The organism is Rhodanobacter lycopersici (assembly GCF_040812335.1).
Taxonomy (GTDB): domain Bacteria; phylum Pseudomonadota; class Gammaproteobacteria; order Xanthomonadales; family Rhodanobacteraceae; genus Rhodanobacter_A; species Rhodanobacter_A lycopersici.
Genome location: NZ_JBFOHK010000001.1, coordinates 1,476,421 through 1,499,489, shown reverse-complemented (window position 1 = coordinate 1,499,489; position 23,069 = coordinate 1,476,421). Strand labels below are relative to the sequence as shown.

General features: G+C 68.6%; 23 protein-coding genes. 10 read left to right on the top strand and 13 right to left on the bottom strand.

The features are described from left to right. Nucleotides 1-66: 66 nt before the first annotated feature. The 4 genes from cls to ABQJ54_RS06900 all read right to left on the bottom strand — a co-directional run bounded on the left by cls (nucleotide 67) and on the right by ABQJ54_RS06900 (nucleotide 4,569). Nucleotides 67-1,443 (bottom strand): cardiolipin synthase, encoded by a 1,377-nt coding sequence (cls, locus tag ABQJ54_RS06915; RefSeq protein WP_367853514.1) that lies wholly within the window; start codon nucleotides 1,441-1,443, stop codon nucleotides 67-69. Nucleotides 1,444-1,731: 288 nt separating this feature from the next. Further along, nucleotides 1,732-3,096, bottom strand: a complete 1,365-nt coding sequence (locus tag ABQJ54_RS06910) for an FAD/NAD(P)-binding protein (protein ID WP_367853513.1) — start codon at nucleotides 3,094-3,096, stop codon at nucleotides 1,732-1,734. 21 nt (nucleotides 3,097-3,117) lie between these two features. Further along, complete coding sequence (locus ABQJ54_RS06905) at nucleotides 3,118-3,696, bottom strand: cupin domain-containing protein (RefSeq protein WP_367853512.1); 579 nt, start codon at nucleotides 3,694-3,696, stop codon at nucleotides 3,118-3,120. 213 nt (nucleotides 3,697-3,909) lie between these two features. Continuing rightward, a complete protein-coding gene (locus tag ABQJ54_RS06900) occupies nucleotides 3,910-4,569 on the bottom strand; it encodes an energy transducer TonB (RefSeq protein ID WP_367853511.1) in 660 nt (219 codons plus the stop codon). Nucleotides 4,570-4,963: 394 nt separating this feature from the next. On the opposite strand from ABQJ54_RS06900, the gene trhA reads away from it, so the two are divergent. Next, a complete protein-coding gene (gene trhA / locus ABQJ54_RS06895) occupies nucleotides 4,964-5,626 on the top strand; it encodes a PAQR family membrane homeostasis protein TrhA (protein ID WP_367853510.1) in 663 nt (220 codons plus the stop codon). Here the strand turns inward: trhA and ABQJ54_RS06890 are convergent. The 5 genes from ABQJ54_RS06890 to pdhA form a co-directional block, all read right to left on the bottom strand. After that, a complete protein-coding gene (locus tag ABQJ54_RS06890; protein ID WP_367853509.1) occupies nucleotides 5,623-6,111 on the bottom strand; it encodes a DUF456 domain-containing protein in 489 nt (162 codons plus the stop codon). The genes trhA and ABQJ54_RS06890 overlap by 4 nt on opposite strands. A 136-nt stretch (nucleotides 6,112-6,247) precedes the next feature. Continuing rightward, nucleotides 6,248-6,709: a YehS family protein gene (locus ABQJ54_RS06885; RefSeq protein WP_367853508.1), complete on the bottom strand. Its 462-nt coding sequence runs from the start codon at nucleotides 6,707-6,709 to the stop codon at nucleotides 6,248-6,250. A gap of 197 nt (nucleotides 6,710-6,906) precedes the next feature. Next, nucleotides 6,907-8,271: a dihydrolipoamide acetyltransferase family protein gene (locus ABQJ54_RS06880; RefSeq protein ID WP_367853507.1), complete on the bottom strand. Its 1,365-nt coding sequence runs from the start codon at nucleotides 8,269-8,271 to the stop codon at nucleotides 6,907-6,909. 180 nt (nucleotides 8,272-8,451) lie between these two features. Continuing rightward, entirely contained in the window at nucleotides 8,452-9,432 is a 981-nt protein-coding gene (locus ABQJ54_RS06875) for an alpha-ketoacid dehydrogenase subunit beta (protein WP_367853506.1), read from the bottom strand. Nucleotides 9,433-9,435: 3 nt separating this feature from the next. Further along, complete coding sequence (gene pdhA / locus ABQJ54_RS06870) at nucleotides 9,436-10,521, bottom strand: pyruvate dehydrogenase (acetyl-transferring) E1 component subunit alpha (RefSeq protein WP_367853505.1); 1,086 nt, start codon at nucleotides 10,519-10,521, stop codon at nucleotides 9,436-9,438. A gap of 273 nt (nucleotides 10,522-10,794) precedes the next feature. Between pdhA and ABQJ54_RS06865 the strand changes: the two genes are divergently transcribed. The 3 genes from ABQJ54_RS06865 to ABQJ54_RS06855 all read left to right on the top strand — a co-directional run bounded on the left by ABQJ54_RS06865 (nucleotide 10,795) and on the right by ABQJ54_RS06855 (nucleotide 14,034). Further along, nucleotides 10,795-11,643 carry a tryptophan 2,3-dioxygenase gene (locus ABQJ54_RS06865; RefSeq protein WP_367853504.1) on the top strand — a complete coding sequence of 283 codons (849 nt, stop codon included), beginning with the start codon at nucleotides 10,795-10,797 and terminating at the stop codon, nucleotides 11,641-11,643. Between the two features lie 165 nt (nucleotides 11,644-11,808). Next, nucleotides 11,809-12,453: a flavin reductase family protein gene (locus ABQJ54_RS06860; RefSeq protein WP_367853503.1), complete on the top strand. Its 645-nt coding sequence runs from the start codon at nucleotides 11,809-11,811 to the stop codon at nucleotides 12,451-12,453. 72 nt (nucleotides 12,454-12,525) lie between these two features. Further along, nucleotides 12,526-14,034, top strand: coding sequence for a peptide MFS transporter (locus ABQJ54_RS06855; protein WP_367853502.1), 1,509 nt, complete (start codon nucleotides 12,526-12,528; stop codon nucleotides 14,032-14,034). Between the two features lie 150 nt (nucleotides 14,035-14,184). Here ABQJ54_RS06855 and ABQJ54_RS06850 read toward each other — a convergent pair whose 3' ends face one another. Then, a complete protein-coding gene (locus ABQJ54_RS06850) occupies nucleotides 14,185-14,646 on the bottom strand; it encodes a MarR family winged helix-turn-helix transcriptional regulator (protein ID WP_367853501.1) in 462 nt (153 codons plus the stop codon). A gap of 194 nt (nucleotides 14,647-14,840) precedes the next feature. Between ABQJ54_RS06850 and hppD the strand changes: the two genes are divergently transcribed. The 5 genes from hppD (at nucleotide 14,841) to ABQJ54_RS06825 (ending at nucleotide 19,212) form a co-directional block, all read left to right on the top strand. Beyond that, on the top strand, nucleotides 14,841-15,938 hold the full coding sequence (gene hppD, locus ABQJ54_RS06845; protein WP_367853500.1) for a 4-hydroxyphenylpyruvate dioxygenase: 1,098 nt from the start codon (nucleotides 14,841-14,843) through the stop codon (nucleotides 15,936-15,938). Nucleotides 15,939-15,989: 51 nt separating this feature from the next. Further along, nucleotides 15,990-16,388: an endonuclease domain-containing protein gene (locus ABQJ54_RS06840; RefSeq protein ID WP_367853499.1), complete on the top strand. Its 399-nt coding sequence runs from the start codon at nucleotides 15,990-15,992 to the stop codon at nucleotides 16,386-16,388. Nucleotides 16,389-16,405: 17 nt separating this feature from the next. Next, entirely contained in the window at nucleotides 16,406-17,701 is a 1,296-nt protein-coding gene (hmgA, locus tag ABQJ54_RS06835) for a homogentisate 1,2-dioxygenase (protein ID WP_367853498.1), read from the top strand. Between the two features lie 67 nt (nucleotides 17,702-17,768). Then, on the top strand, nucleotides 17,769-18,755 hold the full coding sequence (locus tag ABQJ54_RS06830) for a fumarylacetoacetate hydrolase family protein (protein WP_367853497.1): 987 nt from the start codon (nucleotides 17,769-17,771) through the stop codon (nucleotides 18,753-18,755). 73 nt (nucleotides 18,756-18,828) lie between these two features. Continuing rightward, nucleotides 18,829-19,212, top strand: coding sequence for a VOC family protein (locus tag ABQJ54_RS06825; RefSeq protein WP_367853496.1), 384 nt, complete (start codon nucleotides 18,829-18,831; stop codon nucleotides 19,210-19,212). Between the two features lie 18 nt (nucleotides 19,213-19,230). On the opposite strand, the gene ABQJ54_RS06820 is transcribed toward ABQJ54_RS06825, so the two are convergent. Beyond that, on the bottom strand, nucleotides 19,231-19,557 hold the full coding sequence (locus ABQJ54_RS06820) for a hypothetical protein (RefSeq protein ID WP_367853495.1): 327 nt from the start codon (nucleotides 19,555-19,557) through the stop codon (nucleotides 19,231-19,233). 23 nt (nucleotides 19,558-19,580) lie between these two features. After that, nucleotides 19,581-20,927 (bottom strand): tryptophan--tRNA ligase, encoded by a 1,347-nt coding sequence (locus tag ABQJ54_RS06815; protein WP_367853494.1) that lies wholly within the window; start codon nucleotides 20,925-20,927, stop codon nucleotides 19,581-19,583. A 142-nt stretch (nucleotides 20,928-21,069) separates the two neighbouring features. Between ABQJ54_RS06815 and ABQJ54_RS06810 the strand changes: the two genes are divergently transcribed. Next, a complete protein-coding gene (locus tag ABQJ54_RS06810; RefSeq protein WP_367853493.1) occupies nucleotides 21,070-21,816 on the top strand; it encodes a dienelactone hydrolase family protein in 747 nt (248 codons plus the stop codon). 186 nt (nucleotides 21,817-22,002) lie between these two features. Here ABQJ54_RS06810 and rocF read toward each other — a convergent pair whose 3' ends face one another. After that, nucleotides 22,003-22,920, bottom strand: coding sequence for an arginase (rocF, locus tag ABQJ54_RS06805; RefSeq protein ID WP_367853492.1), 918 nt, complete (start codon nucleotides 22,918-22,920; stop codon nucleotides 22,003-22,005). Nucleotides 22,921-23,069 lie beyond the last annotated feature (149 nt).

The window sequence follows — 23,069 nt, the reverse complement described above, 5'->3', positions numbered from 1 at the left end:
GATGCTCTTCGCCGTGGGTCTGAAAAACCTGAAGAGCATCGCGGCTGAAGCCGCTCCTACGCGTTGCTACAGCAGCGGGTCGAACAGCCGCGCCACGTGCATCGCCACCCGGCGCAGGTAGGGCGCATCGAGGTATTCGCGGCTTTCCACTTCGCGTGACCTGGCGAAGTCGGCCCGCAGCATGGCTTCCACCTGGGCGGCGAAGTCGCGGTCCAGCACCAGCGCGGTGGCCTCGAAGTTGAGCCGGAACGAGCGGCTGTCGAGGTTGATGCTGCCCACTGCGGCGCACTCGTCGTCGACCAGCACCACCTTCTGGTGCACGAAGCCGGGCTGGTAGCGGAACAGGCGCACGCCGGCGCGCAGCGCGTGGTGGGCGTGCAGGGTGGAGGCGAGGAATACGGTGCGGTGGTCCGGCCGCGCCGGGATCAGCACGCGTACGTCCACCCCGCGCAACACGGCGAGACGCAACGCGGCGCGCACCGCACTGTCGGGCACGAAATAGGGCGTGGTGAGCCAGATGCGCCGGCGCGCCGCGTTGATCGCGGCCACGAAGAACAGCGAGCCGGTTTCCTGCGCGTCGGCCGGGCCGCTGGCGATGGTCAGCACGCGGGCGTCGCCGTCGGCGGCGGGCGACGGGTGCAGCGGCGGCGGCGCGCCGGTGATCCATTGCCAGTCGTCGGCGAACAGCTGCTGCAGGTCGGCCACCGCGGGACCGCGGATTTCCATGTGGGTGTCGCGCCACGGCGCCAGCGGCGGTTTCAGGCCCAGGTATTCGTCGCCCACGTTGAGGCCGCCGATGAAAGCGCGCACGCCGTCCACCACCACGATCTTGCGGTGGTTGCGGAAGTTGAGCTGGAAGCGGTTGCGCCAGCGGTGGGTGGCGAAGGGATGGATCGCCACGCCGCCGGCGCGCAGCGTTTCCACGTAGTGGCGGGGCAGGTCGTGGCTGCCCACGCCGTCGTACAGCACGCACACGCGCACGCCGGCCGCCGCGCGTTCCAGCAGCGCCTGCTGCATGCGCCGGCCCAGGCCGTCGTCGTGGAAGATGAAGAACTGCACCAGCAGGGTGTGCCGCGCCTCGGCGATGGCGGCAAAGATCGCCTCGAAGGTGGCATCGCCGTCGATCAGCAGGCGCAGGCGATGGCCGGCGCGGAATGGCCGGCCCTGCATCGCCATCAGCGCGGCGTAGCGCCCTTCGCCATCGCCCGCCGTCACAGGGTGCTCGCGTGGCAGCGCGCGGTGGTGGGTGTGGAGGTAGCCGCGGAAGCGGCTGGCGCCGAGGAACAGGTAGGGCAGCAGGGTGAGCTCGGGCAGCAGCAGCAGGACCAGCACCCAGGCGATCGTGCCCTGCGGCGTGCGCGTGTACATCAGTGCATGTGCGGCGGCGAGGACGCCGAGCACGTGCAGCAGCAGGATGACAGAGCCGATCAGGCTGAGAGTCATGAAGGCCGGTTGTGCGCTTTTGGAGCCTGTTCATGCTCTCCAAGCGCCCCGCGCCGGAGGCTGTTTGCAGGCAGGCCAAGGAAGAACGAAGGAGTGGACGTCCGTCCACGACCGAGTGATGACGCAGGCATGCGGGCAAACAGACCCGGCCCGGAGGGTTGCCATCGAGTGGCCGCCATGCGGCAGCGCGCGGCTTGGCCTGCCAGCCAGGCAGGCGCTGCGCCACGCACTACCACCTGGCGGCCACTCGATGACAACGCGGGGTGCTTGGAGAGCATGAACAGGCTCTTATTCCGCCAGCAACTGGTCGGCCACGGCGCGCGCCTGCTGGCGGATTTCCGGCATCGCGGTGGATTCCCACAGCGTACCGCGCAACAGGCTGCCGATGGCGAACAGGCGCGGCCAGACGCCGCCCTCGTGCAGCAGCCGGCCATGCGGCGTCGCCTGGCAGCCCAGTCCCAGCGGATCGGGCAGCACGTGGCGGTTGACCACCAGCTGGCGCATCAGCGGATGCGGAGTGCGCGCCACGTCGAAATCCATGCCGACCGATTGCACCGCCAGTCCCGCCTGCAGTACCTGTAGCGCGCCACCGCCGTGGGGGCGCAGCTCTAGGCGCAGGCCGTCGCCGTCGACATCGGCGGCTTGCAGGTGGCCGCGCAGGCGACGCAGGCGCCCGTCGCGCTCCAGCGCGGCGAGGCTCGCATGCACCGGCGGCGGCATGCGGTGACGCACGCGCTCCCAGGCCCAGCGTGCATGGCGCTGGAAGCGCGTGCGTTGCTCCATGGGCAGCTCGGCCCACAGCGCCGGGATGTGCGGACGCAGGCTGTCGATCACGCTGCGCCAGTCCTCTTCCTGCGCGATCGCCTCGCGCAGCAGGCGCAGCCAGCGATGCACGTCGGGGGCGTCCAGCATCGCCTCGATCAGTTCCGCGCTGTCGCCACTGGGCAGCGCGGTGGTGCGCAGGTGCGGCTCGGGCAGCAGGCCGTGGCGCGAGATGGCGGTGAAGCGGGTGTCGGGCCAGCGCGCGGCCAGTTCCAGCAGCACGTCGACGGCGGTGAGGCCCAGGCCGATCACCGCCACGTGGGCGGGTGCCACGGCGGGCGGCGCAGCCAGCAGCGGCCAGGGATCGACCACATAGCGGCCGCTGGCCAGTGCTTCCGCGTCGACGCCGGCCAGGGGCTGCGGCGGCAGGGTGCCGATGGCCAGCACCGCGGCATCCACCCGGCGGGTTTCCTCGCCGCGGAACACGGTGACGCCATCGGCCTCGGGCACCACGGCGTCGGCGGCGAACGGCACGACCTGCACGTCGTGGCCGTGCACCTTGCCCAGCGCCATCGCACGCGCCACCTCGGCCTCGAGGTAGTCGCCGTAGCACCGGCGCGGCAGGAAGTCGGTGCCGGCGACCGATGGATCCTCGCGCTGCATGAAGTCGAGGAAGCCCTGCGGCTTGCCGGCGAACATGCCCATCGAGGCCGCGCGCACGTTGAGCAGGTGATGGTCGGAGCGGGTGGCGTAGGCCACGCCGCGCGCCAGCGCGCCGCCGCCGGTGTACCAGTCCAGGTGAAGAGGGTGCGGCGGCCGGCGTTCCAGCAGCTCGCCGAGGAGCGCGGCGGCCGCGGCGCCGCCGCCGATGATGGCGACACGTCGATGCATGCGTTGCTCCGAAGCGGGAGGTCAGGGCGTCAGCTGGCCGGCGAACGTGCCGCGTTGCACCTGCGCGAACCATGCGGACACATCCTCGCATGGTTCGCCGGCGCGATGGTCCGGCAGTTCGCCGCCATAGACGTGCAGCGTGTAAGCGGTGTCGTGCCGCGACAGATTGCGGCAGCGGTGCGCCAGATTCGCGTCGCGCTCGAACCAGCTGGCATCGCCCGGCCCCAGCCAGTTGCGGCCCAGCGCATTCAGTTCGCCGTTGTGCGGATCGCGGCGGTACGACTGCCATTCCAGCGCGCCGTGCAGGGGCAGTTCCAACCCCCAGCGGTCGGCGTGATCGAGCAGCGGCATGCGCTGGCCGGGCGGCCAGGCCCGCACCAGCACGCGCAGCGACGGCTGCCGGCGCTCGGCCAGCAGCCAGCGGCCGGCGTTGCGCTGGCGACGGTGCATCGAGGCCAGTCGGGCGGACAGTGCGGACGCATCCTGATGCACCACACTGCCGAGTTCGCGCGCCATCGAAGCCAGGTCGGGATGTTCGACACGACCGTGTTCGAGCGCGATGTTGCGCAAGGTCTTCAAGCTGTGCACGTACTTGCCCATGCGGAGCTCGACGTTTGGAACGGCGGCCAAGTGGAGCACGCGTGCCGTTAAACGCCCGTAAGACGGCGTGCTGTCGCGGCATGACTTCCGCACCATGCGCGCCATGCACATACTTGCGAAGCTGCGACCTGCGCGATGCCGCGCACGATTGCCGTGGAAGGGCCCGGTCGACATCCGTGTCGCCGGGCCTTCCGCTCCGCTGCGGATCATCCGCTAGAGGTTTTGCAGCACGAAGTTCACCGGCACCCGCGCCCACGCGCGCACCGCGTGGCCGTTCACCATCGCGGGCTGGAAGCGCCAGTGCGCCAGCACCTGTTCGCGCGCGCTGCGATCGAGCACGGCGTGGCCGCTGCCTTGCTCGATTTCAACCTGCAGCGGCTTGCCGGTCTCGTCCACCAGCACGCGCAGCAGCACGGTGCCCTGCATGCGCTGGCGCAGCGCCTGCACCGGGAACTGCAGCGGCGCCGAACGGTAGGCCAGGGTGGCCTCGACCGGTGCGGTGGTGTCGGCGGCATCGTTTGGCGTCGCGCTGGGCGGCGCCACCACCGGCATCGGCTGCGTGCCTTCGGTACTGGGCGTCACCACCGGCGGGGCGATGTCGGGGCGCGGCTGCACGTGCACCGGCATGGGTGGCGGGTGCGGCAGCGGCTTCATTTCGATGGCCGGCGGCTGCGGCACGGGTGGTGGCGGTTCGATGAGCACCACGTGTGCCGCCGTATCCAGCTTCTCCACCAGCGCCAATGCCTGTGGCGCCAGAGGGCGAGTGAGGATCAGCAACGCCGCGAGGTTGAGCGCGATGGCCGCACTGAGCGCGGCGACGCGCGCGGCATCGGGGTGGGGACGAGCAGCAACAGCCAGGCTAGCGGACGACATGAGCGACCTCCTGACGGCTTTCGGGTTGTGGCGTCGGCGACGCTGCACGCGGTGCAGTGGGGACCGCCGCGGACGCGGCTGCAGCGTATGCCTGCGTTTGTGCCCGTGCAAGTGGACGGCTGGGCGTCCATGGGGCATGTGCCCGACAGGTTCTGACATCGCGCCAGTGATGGCCCGAATGGTGGCTGCAAAAAAATAGCCCCGCGGTGAGCGGGGCGGAATGCGGATGACAGGGGGATGGGGAGGCATCCGCCCGGATAGCGTGGCCGTGCCGGCATGGAGGCGGCGTGAAGGCCGGGCTTGCGGGCGCCGATCGGGTGCCCCATGCCGCGGTAGGCAAGCGAGGCCGCTCCGGCTATGGTGCGGGGTGCCCCTCCTGCCTGTCCAAGCCGCCATGACCGCCGCCATCGCCGCCTCGCCGCGCTACCGCCGCGGCGACGAACTCGCCAGCAGCCTGCTGCATGGCCTGGGCATCGTGCTGAGCATCGGCGGCCTCGCCACCCTGGTGGCGTTCGCGGCCCTGCGGGGCGACGCACGCGCGGTGACGGCAAGCGCGGTATATGGCGTCACCCTGGTCCTGTTGTACACCGCGTCCACGCTGTACCACGCGGTGCCCGTGCCCGCGGCCAAGCCGCTGCTGCGCACGCTGGACCATATCGCGATCTACCTGCTGATCGCCGGCACCTACACTCCGTTCACCCTGATCGCCCTGCCGGGCACGTGGGGCTGGAGCCTGTTCGCTGCGGTGTGGACGCTGGCGTTCGTGGGCAGCGTGCTGGAGCTGGGCTGGTTTCGCCGCTACCGCAAGCTGGCGGTGCTGCTGTACGTGGGCATGGGCTGGATCGGCATGCTGGCGTTCAAGCCGCTGGCCGCCCATTTGCAGACGGGTGGCATGGCGCTGCTGATCGGCGGCGGCGTGGCCTATACCCTGGGCGTGCCGTTCTACCTGTGGCGCCGGCTGCCGTACCAGCACACGCTGTGGCATGCCTTCGTGCTCGCCGGCAGCGTGCTGCACTACTTCGCGGTGCTGCTGTACGTGCTGCCTGCGGCAGCCTAGCCGAACAGCATCGCCAGCCCGAACAGCCCGATCATCACCAGCGAGATCACCAGCTTCACCAGCGTGCCGAGCAGCAGGCCGATCCAGGTGCCGATGCCGACGTGGGCCGAACGCAGCACGCTGGTGCCGGAGCAAAGTTCGCCGAGCAGCGCGCCGATGAACGGGCCGAGCAGGATGCCTGGGATGCCGAAGAACATGCCGACGAGGGTGCCCAGCGAGGCGCCCCACAGCGCACGCTTGCTGGCGCCCACGCGCTTGGCGCCCAGCGTGCCGGCGACGAAGTCCACGATCACGGCCACGGCGCCCAGCGTGCCGATCAGCAGCAGCCACCACAGGCCGAGGTGGCGGTAGTCGTCCACCGCGGCGACCAGCCAGATGCCACCGAAGATCATCGGCACGCCAGGCAGCGAGGGCAGGATCGCGCCGACCAGGCCGCCCATGATCAGCAGCGCGCCCAAGGTGTAGAACACGATATCGAACAGCATGCGTGCTCCTTGGCCTTTGCGATCATCCCTGATCGCGGAATCAAACGGGCGGCCATCCATGGCCGCACTCATCAATAATCTTTGCGATCATCCCTGAACGCGAGATCAAACGGGCAGCCATTCATGGCTGCGCTTTTCAATGGCGCAGGCGCTGGGTGAGGCCGCGCAGGAAGTGGCGCAGCAGCTGGTCGCCGCAGGGGCGGTAGTTGGGATGTTCGGGCTTGCGGAACAGCGCGCTGAGTTCCGATTTCGACAACGGGAAGCCCGCGGCGGCGAGGATCGCGTGCAGGTCGTCGTCGCGCAGTTCGAAGGCCACGCGCAGCTTTTTCAGCACCAGGTTGTTGGTGACGCGCTTCGCCACCGGCAGCGGTGGCCGGCTGTCGTCACGGCCGCGCAGGTGCACCACCAGGCCATCGAGGAAATGCGCCATCACCTTGTCGGGACAGTCGCGGTAGCCAGGTTCGTCGTCCTTCTTCAGGAATGCGTCGAAGTCGGCCTGCGCCACCGTCAGCCCGGCCAGCGCGGCGATGGCCACGAGCCTGCCGTCGGGCAGGTCCAGCATGTAGCGCACGTTGCGCAGTACGTCGTTGTTGATCATGCGGGCATTCTATCGGCTGCCCACGGGCTCCGTTCGCGCTGGGCGTGGCTTGCGCCGGCGAACGCAGTCGAAGCGCCGCCGCTGGATGTCCTTCGACTCCGCTGCTTCGCAGCTACGCTCAGGACGAACGGGGATGGGGCGGCAGAAACAAACGGGGCGCCATGTGGCGCCCCGTGTTTGCGATCTGGCGACATGCCTCAATTCGGCAAAGACAAATCATCCAGCAGCGCCTTGAGGAAGCGCGCCGCCTCGCCGCCGGTGGCGGCGCGGTGGTCGAAGGTGAGGCTGATCGGCATGCGGCGGTGCACTTCGATGCCGCCCATCACGGCCACCACGTCGTGGCACAGCTTGCCGGCGCCGATGATGGCTACGGTGGGCGGCACCACCACCGGGGTGGCGTAGCGGCCGGCGAACATGCCGAAGTTGGACAGGCTGATGGTGTAGCCCGACAGCTCCGACGCCGGGATGGAACGATCTTCCACCGAGCTGCGCAGGCGCTTGATCGCGGCGCGGATGCCGGCGCCGTCGAGCACGTCGGCGTTGCGCAGGGCGGGCACGAACAGGCCGTCCTCGGTGTCCACGGCGATGCCGATGTCCACCTGCGGGTGCATCGTGCGGGTGAGGTTCTTGCCATCGAACCAGGCGTTGAGCGCCGGCACCGCCTTGCAGGCGGCGACGATGGAGCGGATCAGGCGGGCGGTGATGTCCTGCTTGCCGATCCAGGCATGCAGATCCGCATCGTCCACCAGGGTGGTGGGCACGACTTGTGCGTGCGCGTCGGCCATCACGCGCGCCATGTTGCGGCGCACGCCCTTGAGCTGTTCCGGCTGGCCACTGGCCTGCACCGACGGCGGCGCGGTGCGCACCGCCTTGCCGGCCAGCGAAACCGGTGTGCGCGAAGGCGCCGCGCCGGGCTCGGGCAGTTCGGGTGCGAGGTGACGGCCGGCGGAGGCGGGCACGGCACGGGCCGGGGCGGCGCCCAGCGGGGCGCTGCCGTTGGCGGCAGCGTCCTTCACGTCCTGCATGGTGACCACGCCGTCGGCGCCGGTGGGGCGCACGCGGGCGAGGTCGACCTTGAGCTTCTTCGCCAGCGCGCGTACCGCGGGCACCGCCTTCACGCCGCCGATGCTGGCGGCCTGCTCGACGTGCACGTGGCTGCCGCTGACCATCGCGCCGACCACGGTGCCTTCGTCCTCGCGGTCGGCGGTGGCGGCCTTGGCTGCAGGCGCGGGGGCCGGCGCCGGGGCGGGCGCCTCGGTCTTCTTGGGGCCATGGTGGTGGCCGGTGGCCTCGGCCTCGGCGCGCTGCTTGGCGTTGGCATCGGGCTCGAAGTCGGCCAGCGCGGCGCCGGTCTCGATGATGTCGCCGGGGGCGCCGTGCAGCTTCTTCACGGTGCCGGTGTAGGGCGAGGGCACATCGACCACCGCCTTCGCGGTTTCCATCGAGCACAGCGGCGCGTCGAGCTTGATGTAGTCGCCTTCCTTGACGTGCCACTCGACGATGGTGGCGTCGGGCAGGCCTTCGCCGAGGTCGGGCAGGTGGAAAGTCTTGATGTCGGCCATGTGTGAGCTTCCAAGGTTTTTTGGGTTTTCTCCCTCTCCCCTTTGGGGAGAGGGTTGGGGTGAGGGGCCGGGACTTGCCTTGAACTTTATCGAAACCCGCTTCGATGGGTCTTACCGCAAGCCTTGGCCCCTCATCCGCCCCTCCGGGGCACCTTCTCCCCGGAGGGGAGAAGGGATTAATTACGACACCGCCAGCGTACGCTGCGCGGCTTCGACGATACGTTCCGTGCTGGGCAGGTACTTCATCTCCAGGCGGAACAGCGGGATGTGGGTGTCGGGACCGGTGATGCGCTCGACCGGGGCGAGCAGGTCGTACAGACATTCCTCGGCGATGCGCGCGGCGATCTCGGCGCCGAAGCCGGCCGTCTTCGGGGCCTCGTGCACGATCACGCAGCGGCCGGTCTTCTGCACCGATTCGGCGATGGTGTCGAAGTCCAGCGGAGTGAGCGTGGCGACGTCGATGACTTCCGCGCTGATGCCCTGCTTGGCGAGTTCGTCGGCGGCTTCCAGCGTTTCCTTCACCTGCGCGCCCCAGGTCACCAGGGTCACGTCGGTGCCGTCGCGCAGCACGAAGCACACGTCCAGCGGCAGCGCCTCGCCGTCGTCGGGCACTTCTTCCTTGTATTGGCGGTAGATGCGCTTGGGTTCGAGGAAGATCACCGGATCGGGATCGCGGATCGCGGCCAGCAGCAGGCCGTAGGCGCGCGCGGGCGAGGAGGGCAGTACCACGCGCAGGCCGGGGATGTTGGTGAACAGGTGTTCGTTCGCTTCGGAGTGGTGCTCCGGCGCACGGATGCCGCCGCCCCACGGCGCACGCCACACGGCCGGCACGGTGAGGCGGCCGCGGGTGCGGTTGCGCATGCGCGCGGCGTGGCAGGCGATCTGCTCCATCATCGGATAGATGAAGCCTTCGAACTGCGCCTCGGCCACCGGCTTCATGCCCTGCACGGCCATGCCCACGGTGACGCCGGCGATGGTGGTCTCGTCCAGCGGCGTGTCGAGCACGCGCAGCTCGCCGAACTTTTCCTGCAGGCCCTGGGTGGCGCGGAACACGCCGCCGTTGACGCCCACGTCCTCGCCCAGCACCACGACGCTGTCGTCGTGCTTCATCTCGTAGGCGAGCGCCTGGGTGACGGCTTCGATGAGAGTGATCTGTGCCATGACTCAGTGACCCTTGTTTTCGAGCGAAAGGACATACTCGCGCTGTTTGGCGAGATCGGCGGGGACTTCGGCGAAGGTGTAGTCGAACATCGCCGTCACCGGCTGCGTCTTGGTCTCGAGGTAGGCGTTCACCTCGTTGTCCATCCACTCGTCGCACTCGGCCTTCCAGGCCTCTTCCTTGGCGTCGTCCCACACGCCCTTGTCCACCAGCCAGGCACGCAGGCGCTTCATCGGCTCCTTCGCCCAGGCGTCCTTCACTTCCTGCTCGCCGCGGTAGCGGCGGGCGTCGTCGGCGGTGGTGTGGTCGCCGAGGCGGTAGGTCACCGCCTCGATCACGCTGCCGCCTTCGCCGTTGCGCGCGCGCTCCAGCGCGTCCTCCATCGCCTTGCGCACGGCGATGATGTCGTTGCCGTCGACCTGGATGCAGTACAGGCCGGCGGCGATGCCCTTCTGCGCCAGCGTGGGCGCGCCGGACTGGATCTTGCGCGGCACCGAGATCGCCCACTGGTTGTTGACGATCACCGCCACCAGCGGCAGGTTCTGCGCACCGGCGATGTTGATCGCGCCGTAGAAGTCGCCCTTGGACGAGCCGCCGTCGCCGATGGTGCACACGGCCACGCGCTTCTCGCCGCGGATCTTGAACGCCAGCGCGGAGCCGGCGGCGTGCAGGCACTGCGTGGCGATCGGCACGCTCCACGCGAAGTCGTGGCGCGCCGGTTCCTTCTGGTAGTCGTTGCCGCGCTCGTCGCCGCCCCAATACATGTACACCTCGCGCGGCTGCACGCCGCGGTACAGCTGGGCGCCGTATTCGCGGTAGCTGGGCGCGTAGACGTCTTCCGGGCGCATCGCGCTGCCGATGCCGACGTGGGCGGCCTCGTGGCCGAGGCAACTGGCGTAGGTGCCGAGCTTGCCGGTGCGCTGCAGCGCCACCGACTTGGCGTCGAACACGCGGGTCGACAGCATCAGCTTGTACAGCTCGACCATGTGGTCGAGGTCCTTGGCGAAGGCGGGCAGATCCTTGCGAACCTGCTTGCCCTCGGCATCGAGGTATTGCAGGTACTCGATTTCGAACTTGGCGGCGATGGACACGACTCGCTCCCGTTTGGACGAATGGGGAAGTGGGGGCGGCGGCCCATCCAGTGGGGCCTGGCGCGCTGGAGATCCCGTGCCGGGCGACCGCCGTGGCGATCAAAACGGCCGGGAAAAGCCGTACATAGATAGCAGGCGGGCATGTTGCGTCGCAAGGTACGCTGCAGCATGCGGGCGGGTACGGCGCACCGCAAAAAATGACGCCGTGGCCGTGCCTGTGGGCCGAACGTCATCAGCGGTTAACATGCTTGCTTTCGACAGTCGCGATCGATCATGACGGACAACCAGCGCGAGCTCGAGGCAGGCATCGAGCGCGACCTCTCGGGGCGCATGACCTACGCCGGCTACCTGCACCTGGATACCTTGCTGTCCGCGCAGCGGCCCGTGTCCGATCCGCCGTACCACGACGAGATGCTGTTCATCGTGCAGCACCACGTGGCCGAGCTGTGGCTGAAGCTGCTGATCCACGAGCTGCGCGCGGCGATGGAGTTCATGCGCGGCGAGCGCATCGGCCCCGCGCTCAAGGTGCTGGCGCGGGTGAAGCAGATCCAGCGCCAGCTGTTCGAACAGTGGGCGGTGCTGGAGACGATGACGCCGCACGAATACCTGGCCTTCCGCGATGCGCTGGGGCCCTCGTCCGGTTTCCAGTCGGCGCAGTACCGCACGGTGGAGTTCCTGCTCGGCAACAAGAACGCCGACATGCTGGCGGTGTTCGCGCACGACGCGGCGATCCAGGCAGGGCTGCGCGCCACGCTGGAGGCGCCGGGCCTGTACGACGAAGCCCTGCACTGGCTGGCGCGGTGCGGCCACGCGGTGCCGCAGGCATTGCTTGAGCGCGACGTGACCCGGCCGTGGCAGTTCAGCGAGGCGCTGCTGCCGGTTTTCCGCCGCATCTACGAGGCGCCGGAAAGCTTCTGGGCCGAGTTCCACCTGTGCGAGACCCTGGTGGACATCGAGGAGAGCTTCCAGCTCTGGCGTTTCCGCCACATGAAGGCGGTGGAGCGCATCATCGGCCACCGCCGCGGCACCGGCGGCTCCTCCGGCGTGGGCTTCCTGAAGAAGGCGCTGGACCTCACCTTCTTCCCCGAATTGCTGGAAGTGCGCACGGTACTGGGTACTTGAGCCGTGCCGATGGCCGTCGCCTGCGGGTTTGACGGCCAACGCATGATGCGCTGCGGCCTATGGCGGCGCAGATCGCTACGCGCGCGGACAATAGCCATGCCGTCGCGCCGATGTTTCGATGTACAACGAGCCATCGGCCGTGTCGCCTGCCCGACACTGGCCGACATGGACAGCCTAGTCATCAATCCCAGCATCCTGTATTTCGGTACGCCGGTGGCGCTGATCACCACCGTGCAACCGGATGGTTCGGCCAACATCTCGCCGATGTCATCGGCTTGGGCCTTGGACGACCGCGTGGTACTGGGCCTGGGCGGATGCGGCCAGTGCGTGGCCAACCTGCGGCGCCTGGGCGAGTGCGTGATCAACTTGCCGGACGCGACGCTTTGGCAGCGGGTCGAGGCCATCGCCGGCACCACAGGCAGCCATCCCGTACCCGAGTACAAGCGCGCAATGGGCTACCGTTTCGAGCCCGACAAGTTCGCCCGCGCCGGGCTGACTGCCACGCCCTCCCAGGTGGTGACGCCGCCGCGGATCGCCGAATGCCCGCTGCAGCTGGAAGCACGCGTGGTGGCGATGCACGTTTGCGGCGACGATCCGATCGACCCCACGCTGATCGTCGAGACTCGCGTCGAGCGCGTGCACGCGCACGCCGGCATCGTGGTGCCCGGTACACAGCACGTCGATGTCGCGGCATGGTCGCCGCTGCTGTACGTGTTTCGCCATTATTTCGGCGAGGCGCGACGCCTGGGACAGACTTTCCGTGCCGGGTCACCGGAGTCGGCAGGCGCGGGGCGTCTTGATGCCGGTTGACGGCGACGGTTCCGGCAAGTACACGTGTGGCGCTTCCAGGTTTCCGCCGAATCATCACCACGAGCAGGCCCCATGACAACGACCGACACAGCCACGACGCAAGCCGTTCCGCAGTATCCGCAGCTGCTCGGCCATCCGCGCCCGCTGTGGATGCTGTTCATGACCGAGTTCTGGGAACGCTTCGCGTTCTACAGCGTGAGCTGGGCGCTGGCGCTGTACATCGTGGCGCAGTTCTACCACGGCGACAGTTCGGGCCAGGCGTGGGCCAGCGCGATCTTCGGCGCGTACACCGCGCTGATCTACGGCACCGGCATCTTCGGCGGCTGGGTGGCGGACAAGCTGATCGGCTACCAGCGCACCATCCTGCTCGGCGCCGCGGTGATGGCGGCGGGGCTGTTCGTGCTGATGTTGCCCGAGCGTGTGATGCTGCTGCTGGGGCTGGCGCTGGTGATCGTGGGCGACGGCCTGTTCAAGCCGAACATCTCCTCGATGGTGGGCCAGTTGTACGGCCGCGACGATCCGCGTCGCGACCGCGGCTTCACCCTGTTCTACATGGGCATCAATGCGGGTGCGCTGGTGGCGCCGCTGCTCACCGGCTGGATGGCCGTGCAGTTCACTGACACGCCGCTGGAGCAGAACTACCGGCTGGTGTTCCTCGCCGCCGGCGTGGGCATGCTGCTGAGCCTGCTGTGGTTCTGGTTCGGTCGGCGCCAGCTCAAGGGCGTGGGCCGGCCCGCACCGGGCGCGGAAAGCCGGCTGCGCGTGCTGTGGGTGTTCGCGGGCGCGGTGGTGGCGGTGCCGGTGGTTTACTGGCTGCTTTCCGGCATCGGTGCGGACGGACTGCAGTGGGTGCTGGGCCTTCTGTTCGTGGCGGTGGCCGCGATGCTGCTGGTGGAGGCGGCGCGGCACGGTCGCGTGCAGACGCACCGGGTGATCGCGATGCTGATCATCTTCGCGTTCAACGTGCTGTTCTGGATGTTCTATTACCAGCTCGGCACCACGTTCAACTTCCTTGCCGAGAACCTGGTGGACCGCAAGATGTTCGGCGGCTGGGTGTTCCCGGTGGGCTGGTTCCAGTCGGTGAGCCCGCTGGCGATCATCGTGCTGGCGCCGGTGGTGGCACTGACGTGGGGCTGGCTCGGCAAGCGCCGTTGCGAGCCGTCGATCCCGCGCAAGTTCGGCCTCGGCCTGATCTTCAACGCGGTGGGTTTCGCGATCCTGGTGTATGCGCTGTCGCGGCTGCTCGGGGCCAACGGGCTGATTCCGTTCTGGCCGCTGGTGATGTGCTACGTGATGCAGACGGTGGGCGAGCTGTGCCTGTCGCCGATCGGCCTGTCGATGGTGACCAAGCTGGCGCCGCCGAAGCTGGTGGGTTTCGCGATGGGCGGCTGGTTCCTGTCGCTGGCGGTGGGCGGCAACCTTTCCGGCCTGTTCGCCAGCCGCATCACCGGTGAGCACGGGCTCACCGCCGCCGCGGCGCTGGGCGGGTTCACCTTCAGCTTCTGGCTGCTGGCCGGTGCGGGTGTGCTGCTGCTGCTGATCGCGCCGCTGGTGAACAAGCTCATGCACGGCGTGAAGTGATCGGAGCCGGACTCGGGCCATGGATGGCCCGACGCGAGGCGGGCGCTGGCGCCCGCCTCGCGGAGCCTTGATCGGGCTGCGCCCGATCAAGGCGAGTCCCGGGCAGGGCAGGAGCCCTGTCCCGGGACATCGACAACGGCTCTGGCTTGACTACTCGTGGCCGTCCTGCGGCATCAGCTTGTCCAATATCCGCCGCAGCCACGCCTGTTCCTCCGGCGCCAGCCGCTCCATCAGCTCCCGCTCCCGCTGCCGCGCCATCGGCGCCACCTCGTCGTGGATCTTCCAGCCGGCGGCGGTGAGACCCAGCACCGAGCGGCGCTTGTCGCTGGCATGGGTGTGGCGGCGCACGCGGCCGGCGGCGACCAGGCGCGCCAGCGCGCGGCTCACCGCCACCTTGTCCATCGCGGTGCGCTCGGCCACCTCACGCGCGGAGAGGCCGTCGAAACGGGCCAGCACCGCCATCACCCGCCATTCGGTGACACCCAGGTCGTGGCGCGCCTGGTAGTCGTCGGCAATGGCCTGGCTGACCGTGTTCGACACGATCGACAGCTGGTAGGGAACGAAGCGCTCCAGTTCCAGCGGGGCATGGTCGGGATGGCGTCCGGCGGGCATGCTGCGGTGTTCCTTGCAAATGGTTACATATGAAACCATGATTAGTGCGGTCATCCGTGACCGCGAAGATCAAGCGAGCAGCCATCCATGGCTGCACTTTTCACCAAGAGCACGCATCACGTTAGCGCGCGCTGTGCCAAAAGCATTCGTTGGCACGGTTTGTTTCCCCCATCGTAGCCCGTCGGAGAGATCCCATGAACGCCCAGCCCAACCTCGGCATGCAGGTCACCACCTTCGAGAACCCGATGGGGATCAACGGCTTCGAGTTCGTCGAATTCGCCGCCCCGGCCGGCCGCGCCGGTGAGCTGCACGCGCTGTTCAAGAACATGGGCTTCACCGCCGTGCTCAGGCACAAGAACCGTCCGATCACCGTGTACCGCCAGGGCGACGTGAACCTGCTGGTCAACGAGGATCCTGACTCCTACGCCGCCGAGTTCGCCCAGGCACACGGCCCCTGCGCCGCCGGTTTCGCCATCCGTTTCAGGAAGCCCGCCGGCGAAGTGCGCACCACCGTGCTCGGCAATGGCGGCGAGGCGATGGGCGAACTGGCCGAGCGCTCCAGGGCGGTCGATGCGCCGGTGGTGAAGGGCATCGGCGACTGCATGCTGTACCTGGTCGACCGCTACGGCGACAAGGGCAGCATCTACGGCGACGACTACGCGCCGATCCCGGGCGCCGAGCAGCATCCGAAGGGGTTCGGCCTCACCTTCATCGACCACCTCACGCACAACCTCTACTTTGGCAACATGCAGAAGTGGTCGGACTACTACGAGCGCCTGTTCAACTTCCGCGAGATCCGCTACTTCGACATCAAGGGCGCCAAGACCGGCCTGGTGTCGAAGGCGATGACCGCGCCGGACGGCATCGTGCGCATCCCGCTCAACGAGTCGAGCGATCCGAAGTCGCAGATCAACGAATACCTCGACGCCTACCACGGCGAGGGCATCCAGCACATCGCGCTGTTCACCGACAACATCTACGACACGGTGGAGGCGATGCGGGCGCGGGGCGTGGAATTCCTCGACACGCCGGACACCTATTTCGACGTGATCGACCTGCGCATCCCGAACCACGGCGAGGACGTGCCACGCCTGGCGAAGAACAAGATCCTGATCGACGCCGACCAGGAAACGAAGCAGCGCCTGCTGCTGCAGATCTTCACGCAGAACAACATCGGTCCGATCTTCTTCGAGATCATCCAGCGCAAGGGCAACGAGGGCTTCGGCGAAGGCAACTTCCAGGCGCTGTTCGAGTCGATCGAGCGCGACCAGATGAAGCGCGGCGTGTTGTGATCCTTGAAGCCCCTCCCCCTTCGGGGGAGGGGTTGGGGAGAGGGTTCGGAAATGCCGGAACGCATCAATCCGCCACTGCCGACACGAACGCGCGAGCAGTCGCGTGGGTTGCGCAAGTCGTGTACGGATGCGGAACAAAAGCTCTGGTTCCACCTGCGTGCCGGCCGATTGAATGGCCTCAAGTTCCGCCGCCAGCACCCCGTGCCGCCCTATGTCGTGGATTTCTTTTGCGAAGCGAAGAAACTGGTCGTGGAACTGGACGGTTCACAGCATGATGAAGCCGTCGACCAGGCACGCACGAGGTTCCTGGAGTCCCGCGGGTTGAAGGTCTTGCGATACTGGGACAACGAAGTTTTGCAACAGATGGATGCGGTGCTCGAAGCAATCCTCGGCGCTGCGGAAAACCGAACCCTCACCCCAACCCCTCTCCCGGAGGGAGAGGGGCTTTGAAAGCGGAAGGCATGCCCATGTCTGTCGGTATCAACTACCAATCCGGCTTCGCCAACGAATTCGCCACCGAGGCCATCCCCGGCGTGCTGCCGGAAGGCCAGAATTCGCCGCAGCAGGCGGCGCACGGCCTGTACGCCGAGCAGCTGTCGGGCACCGCGTTCACCGCGCCGCGGCACAGCAACCGGCGCAGCTGGCTGTATCGCATCCGCCCGGCGGCGATGCACCAGCCGTTCGAGACGATGGCGCCCAGTCGCTTCCACAACCGCTTCGACGAAGTGCCGGCCAGCCCCAACCAGCTGCGCTGGAATCCGCTGCCGCTGCCGTCCGCGCCCACTGATTTCGTCGACGGCATCGTCACCATGGCCGGCAACGGCGGCGCGGCGGAACAGTCGGGCATCGGCATCCATGTGTACGCGGCCAACCGCTCGATGCAGGGCCGCTACTTCTACGACGCCGACGGCGAGCTGCTGATCGTGCCGCAGCAGGGTCGCCTGCGCCTGGCCACCGAGTTCGGCGTGATCGAGCTGGAGCCGCTGGAGATCGCGGTGATCCCGCGCGGCGTGCGCTTCCGCGTGGAGCTGCTGGACGACGTCGCGCGCGGTTACATCGCCGAGAACTTCGGCGCGCTGCTGCGCCTGCCGGACCTCGGCCCCATCGGCAGCAACGGCCTCGCCAATCCGCGCGATTTCCTCGCCCCGGTCGCCGCTTACGAAGATGTGGAAGGCGACTTCGAGTTGGTGGCCAAATTCCAGGGCAATCTGTGGCGCGCGGGGATCGACCACTCGCCGCTCGACGTGGTCGGCTGGCACGGCAACTACGCGCCGTACAAGTACGACCTGCGCCGCTTCAACACGATCGGCTCGATCAGCTACGACCACCCGGACCCGAGCATCTTCCTGGTGCTGCATTCGCCCAGCGACACCGCGGGCGTGAGCAACATGGATTTCGTGATCTTCCCGCCGCGCTGGCTGGTGGCGCAGCACACCTTCCGTCCGCCGTGGTTCCACCGCAACATCGCCAGCGAGTTCATGGGCCTGGTCACCGGCGCCTATGACGCCAAGGCCGAGGGCTTCGTGCCGGGCGGCGCCTCGCTGCACAATTGCATGAGCGGCCACGGCCCGGACGCGGCGACCTACGAGAAGGCCTCGACGCGCGACCTGTCCCAGCCGGACGTGATCACCGGCACCATGGCCTTCATGTTCGAGGCGCGCCGCGTGCTCCATCCGACCCGGCAGGCGCTGGAGTCGAAGGAGCTGCAGGGCAACTACCATGAATGCTGGCAGGGCATCCGCAAACATTTCACCGGCAAGTAGGCGCCGGGCACCGCATCAACCGAGAACGAAGGGACCGGCGCCATCGCCCGGGTCCGTGGAGCGAAACATGAAACTGGGTTCCCTGAAGGAAGGCGGCCGCGACGGCACGCTGATCGTGGTCAGCCGCGACCTCGGCACCGCGGTGAAGGCCAGCGGCATCGCCGCCACCATGCAGGCCGCACTGGACGACTGGTCGAACGTGGCGCCGCGCCTCAATGCGCTGTCCGGCGAGTTGAATGCCGGCAAGGCCGCGGGCGCGTTCGCGCTGGACATGACGGCGCTGGCCTCGCCCCTGCCGCGCGCCTATGAATTCGTCGACGGCAGCGCCTACCTGCCGCACGTGGAGCGCGTGCGCAAGGCGCGCGGCGCCGAGGTGCCGGCGTCGTTCTACACCGATCCGCTGATGTACCAGGCCACCAGCGCCGGCTTCCTCGGCCCGCGCGACGAGGTGGTGGTGCCCAGCGAGGACTACGGCATCGACCTCGAGGCCGAGGTCGTGGTGGTCACCGACGACGTGCCGATGGCGGCTACGCCGGCCGAGGCGGCCGAGCACATCCAGCTGGTCGGCCTGGTCAACGACGTCTCGCTGCGCGGGCTGATCCCCGGCGAGCTGGCCAAGGGTTTCGGCTTCCTGCAGAGCAAGCCGCGCTCGGCGTTGTCGCCGGTGCTGGTGACACCCGACGAACTGGGCGAGGCCTGGCAGGGCGAGAAGCTCCACCTGCCGATGCGCACCTGGCTCAATGGCCAGTGGTTCGGTGCGGCCGAATGCGGCGTGGACATGCAGTTCAGCTTCGCCCAGCTGGTGGCCCACGTGGCGAAGACGCGCCCGCTCACCGCCGGCACCATCGTCGGCTCCGGCACCATCGCCAACCAGGACACCAGCCTGGGCGCCTCCTGCCTCGCCGAGCAGCGCACGGTGGAGACCTTGCGCGACGGCAAGCCCGGCACGCCGTTCCTGAAGTACGGCGACACGCTGCGCATCGAGATCACCGACAAGGCCGGCGCCTCGATCTTCGGCGCGATCGAGCAGCGCATCGCGCCGTTGGCGCGCTGACCGCGGCACGATGGGTGCGCCGGCCTGCGTGCCGGTGCACACTGGATACCTCTGCCCCACTGCGAGGTATCTCATGCATCACAGCCGCCTGTGTGCCCTGGTACTGGACTGCAAGGTCGATGACCTGGGCGATGCCGCGAGGTTCTGGAGCACGGCGCTGGGCAAGCCCATCGCCACGCCCGACCAGGATGGCGACGGCCGCTATGCCGAGCTGCGCACGGCCGACGACGAACCGCTGATCCTGCTGCAGAAAGTCGACCACGAGAGCCGCGTGCACCTGGACATCGAGACCGACGACCTCGAGGCCGAGGCCGTGCGGCTGGAGCGCCTTGGTGCGAAGCGCATCGCCTTCGTGCGCCAGCGCTGGTGGGTGATGGAAGCGCCCAGCGGCCAGCGTTTCTGCATCGTGCGCAAGCAGCGCAACGCGTTCGGCCCGCACCTCAACCGCTGGGATTGAATCCGTGCCGATGGCGGTTCAGCCGCGGCGGCGCCACAACCGCGCGCGCAGCGGCAAGACCAACACCAGCACGCCGGCGAAGGCGCCATAGCCGCACAGCGCGGGCAGCACCTGCTGCCAGATCGCGCCGCTGGCGCGTCGTCCGGCCGCGTCGAGTCCGGGCAGTGGCACTGCGTCGTAGCCGGCCACGCCGGCATAGATCGCGGCGCTGAAGGCCAGCAGCAGCGCCAGAGCGTCGAACAGCCGCCGCGCCGGCGTGCGCGGCAGCGATTTCGGGTAGCTTGCGTAGGCCCAGCCGAGGATCAGCAGCCAGGGCGCGAGCAGCAGCAGGGCGAGGTAGCGCATCGGCGGCTCCGGCGTGTGGCCGCTCAGTCCTGCACGGCCAGCTGTTCCAGCGCATCGCGCAGGCGGTTGAGCAATTCGTCGCCGGCCTGCGGAGTACGGGCGACGGCTTCGCCATCCAGCTCCAGCACCAGCGCATCGCCGTCCTCGCGCAGTACGGCAGCGTGGCCCAACTGGCAGATGCGCTGCTGCAGCGCGCCGGCGGCCTTGGGATCGGCGAACGGCATCGAGAGCAACAGCTCCTCGCCGTCGGCGGCGAACAGGCGGAAGCGGAAGCCGGCATTGCCGTCGCGGAAACTGGCGAAGCGCGGCACCTTGTCGGCCTTCGCGGCGGACGGCTTGCCCGCCTTGGCGGCTGGCGCCACGCCCATCGCACGCAGTCCGATCGCCTCGCGGATCACGGCAAGCTTGGGCGTGGCGACGGTGCGCGCCTTGGCCGCGCCTGCGCGCAGGATTTCCTCGATCCCGGCGGGCTTGGCGATCAACGCCTCATAGCGTTCGCGCATCGGTGCCACGTCGGTCTCGATGCGCTCGAACAGGCGCTGCTTGGCTTCGCCCCAGCCGATGCCGTCGACCAGCGCCTGGCGGAACGCGGCGCTTTCGGCCGCGTCGGCGAAGGCGTGGAAGATGGTGCAGAGCGAGGAGCTGTCCGGGTCTTTCGCCTCGCCCGGTGCGCGCGAGTCGGTGACGATGCGCATGATTGCCTCGCGCAGCGCCTTGGCGCCGCCGGCGAACAGCGGGATGGTGTTGTCGTAGCTCTTGGACATCTTGCGGCCATCGAGGCCGGGCAGGGTGGCCACCTGTTCCTCGATCACCACCTCGGGCAGCACGAAGAAGTCGCGGCCGTGGATATGGTTGAAGCGCTGCGCGATGTCGCGCGCCATTTCGATGTGCTGGATCTGGTCGCGGCCCACCGGCACCTTGTGCGCGTCGAAGGCGAGGATGTCGGCGGCCATCAGCACCGGGTACATGTACAGGCCCGCGGTGACGCCGGCATCCGCGTCCTCGCCCGCCTCGGCGTTCTTGTCCACCGCGGCCTTGTAGGCGTGCGCGCGGTTGAGCAGGCCCTTGGCGGTGACGCAGGTAAGGAACCAGGTGAGCTCGGGGATCTCCGGGATGTCCGATTGGCGGTAGAAGGTGACGCGCGCGGGGTCGAGCCCGGCGGCCAGCCAGGTGGCCGCGATCTCCAGCCGCGAGCGCTCGATGCGCGCGGCGTCGTCGCTCTTGATCAGCGCGTGGTAGTCGGCGAGGAAGAAGAACGCATCCACGTCCGCGCGGCGGCTGGCGTTGATCGCGGGGCGGATCGCGCCCACGTAGTTGCCCAGGTGCGGGGTGCCGGTGGTGGTGATGCCGGTGAGGACTCGGGTTTGCATGGGGCGTCGTGCAGCTAAAAGACCAGTCTACGACATCGCGCGCGGCGCCTCGACCGCAGCGGAATGCGCCGTGCGGGGGACTCCGCACCGGCGCGACTTCCTATAATGCGGGTTTGTCCGTTACTTGTGGGGAGTCGCTGCCATGCCCGGTCTCAAGCTCGTTTTCAAGACGCGCGATGGCTCCTGCCCCGCCTCGCTGTTCACCCCGCCCAACGGGGAGGGCCCGTGGCCGGGCGTGATCTTCTTCATGGACGGCCTGGGGATCCGTCCGACCCTGCACGAGATGGCCCAGCGCCTCGCCGATGGCGGCTACGCCGTGCTGCTTCCCGACCTGTATTACCGGCACGGCAGCTACGCGCCGATGGACCCGGCCAGGACATTTGCCGACCCCGAGGCAAAGGACAGGCTGATGGCCATGGTCGGCAGCCTCGACCGCAGCGCCAAGATCGCCGATGCCGAGGCCAGCCTCGCGTTCCTCTCGACACGCCCCGAGGTCGCGGGCGGCCGGGTCGGCGCCACCGGCTACTGCATGGGCGGCAACATCGCGCTGACCGCGGCCGGCGCCTTGCCCGACCGTTTCGCAGCCATCGCCTCCTTCCACGGCGGCAGCCTGGCTACCGACTCGGCGGACAGCCCGCATCGCCACGTCGGAGGCATCGCCGGCCGCGTCTACGTGGCCGGCGCGGACGGGGACGCGCACTTCACCGAGGCGCAGAAGGCCCAGCTCGAACAGGCGCTGACGGATGCGGGCGTCGACCATCGCGTGGAGATCTACGAAGGCGCGCACCACGGCTACGCCGTGCCGGACCACCCCGCCTACAACGAGGCGGCGGCCGAACGCCACTGGAAGGAATTGTTCGCCCTGCTGCGCGCCACGCTGGGCGACTAGCGCGGCGCCCGGCGCCGTAATCCTTCCCGGTCGCGCACCCGCCATCGGGCACATGGCTCGGGTGTAGGAGCGCACCCTGTGCGCGAATGCTTTTCGCTCTGACCTGGGCACCAAAGCCATCGCGCACAGGGTGTGCTCCTGCGGGCTCGACCGTCCGCCCAGGGCCCGCGGATTTTCCACAACCTCTCAGGCGCGGATCAGCGTCGACTTGCCGAACAGCGACTCCACCAGGTCCACCGCCAGTTTCGCGGTCTGGTTGCGCTTGTCGAACGCGGGATTCAGCTCGACGATGTCGAGCGAGCCGAGCCTGCCGCAGTCGGCGATCATTTCCATGCACAGCTGCGCTTCGCGGTAGTTCGGGCCGCCGCGCACCGTGGTGCCCACGCCAGGAGCGATGCCGGGATCGAGGAAATCCACGTCGAAGCTCACGTGCAGATGGGTGTCGCCGTCCATGCCGGCGAGCGCCTCCTCCATGGTTCCACGCATGCCCACCTCGTCGATGTGGCGCATGTCGTAGACGGCCATCTTCGCCTCGCGCACCAGCCGCTTCTCGCCCTCGTCCACCGAGCGGATGCCGATCTGGCGGAACACGTCGGGCGTGGTCGCCGGCGCGTGCCCGCCGATCGCCACCAGTTCGGCGGGGCCGTTGCCGCACAGGCATGCCACCGGCATGCCGTGGATGTTGCCGGAGGGAGTGATCGTGGCGGTGTTGAAGTCGGCGTGCGCGTCCAGCCACAGCACGCGCAGCTTCCTGTCCTGTTCGCGACAGTGGCGCGCCACCGCGCTGATCGAGCCGATCGCCAGGCAGTGGTCGCCGCCCAGCATGATCGGCAGGCGGCCATGCGCCAGTTCGTCGTGGATCGCCGCGTGCACCACTTGGTTCCACGCCACCACTTCGGCGAGATGGCGATAGCCGTTCACCGGCGGCAGCCAGGGATTGTGCGGGCCGTGCAGGTTGCCGCGGTCGGCCACGTCGAGTCCGCGCGCGTGCAGCTTCTCGGCGATCTGCGCCACGCGCAGCGCTTCCGGCCCCATCGAGGCGCCGCGATGTCCGGCGCCGATGTCGGTGGGCGCGCCCACCAGGGCGATGGTCTGCTTGCTCATGTTGCTGGTGTCCACGTCGATGCTTTGCGGCCATCAAGTGTAACGGGTCGGCCGTAACGCGGCCGTAGTGGTCGAAACGCGGCAGTTTGGGCAGGTATCACCAATGTTGCGCCGATGCGGCAGGAGACCCGGGGCGCCACCCGGACAGG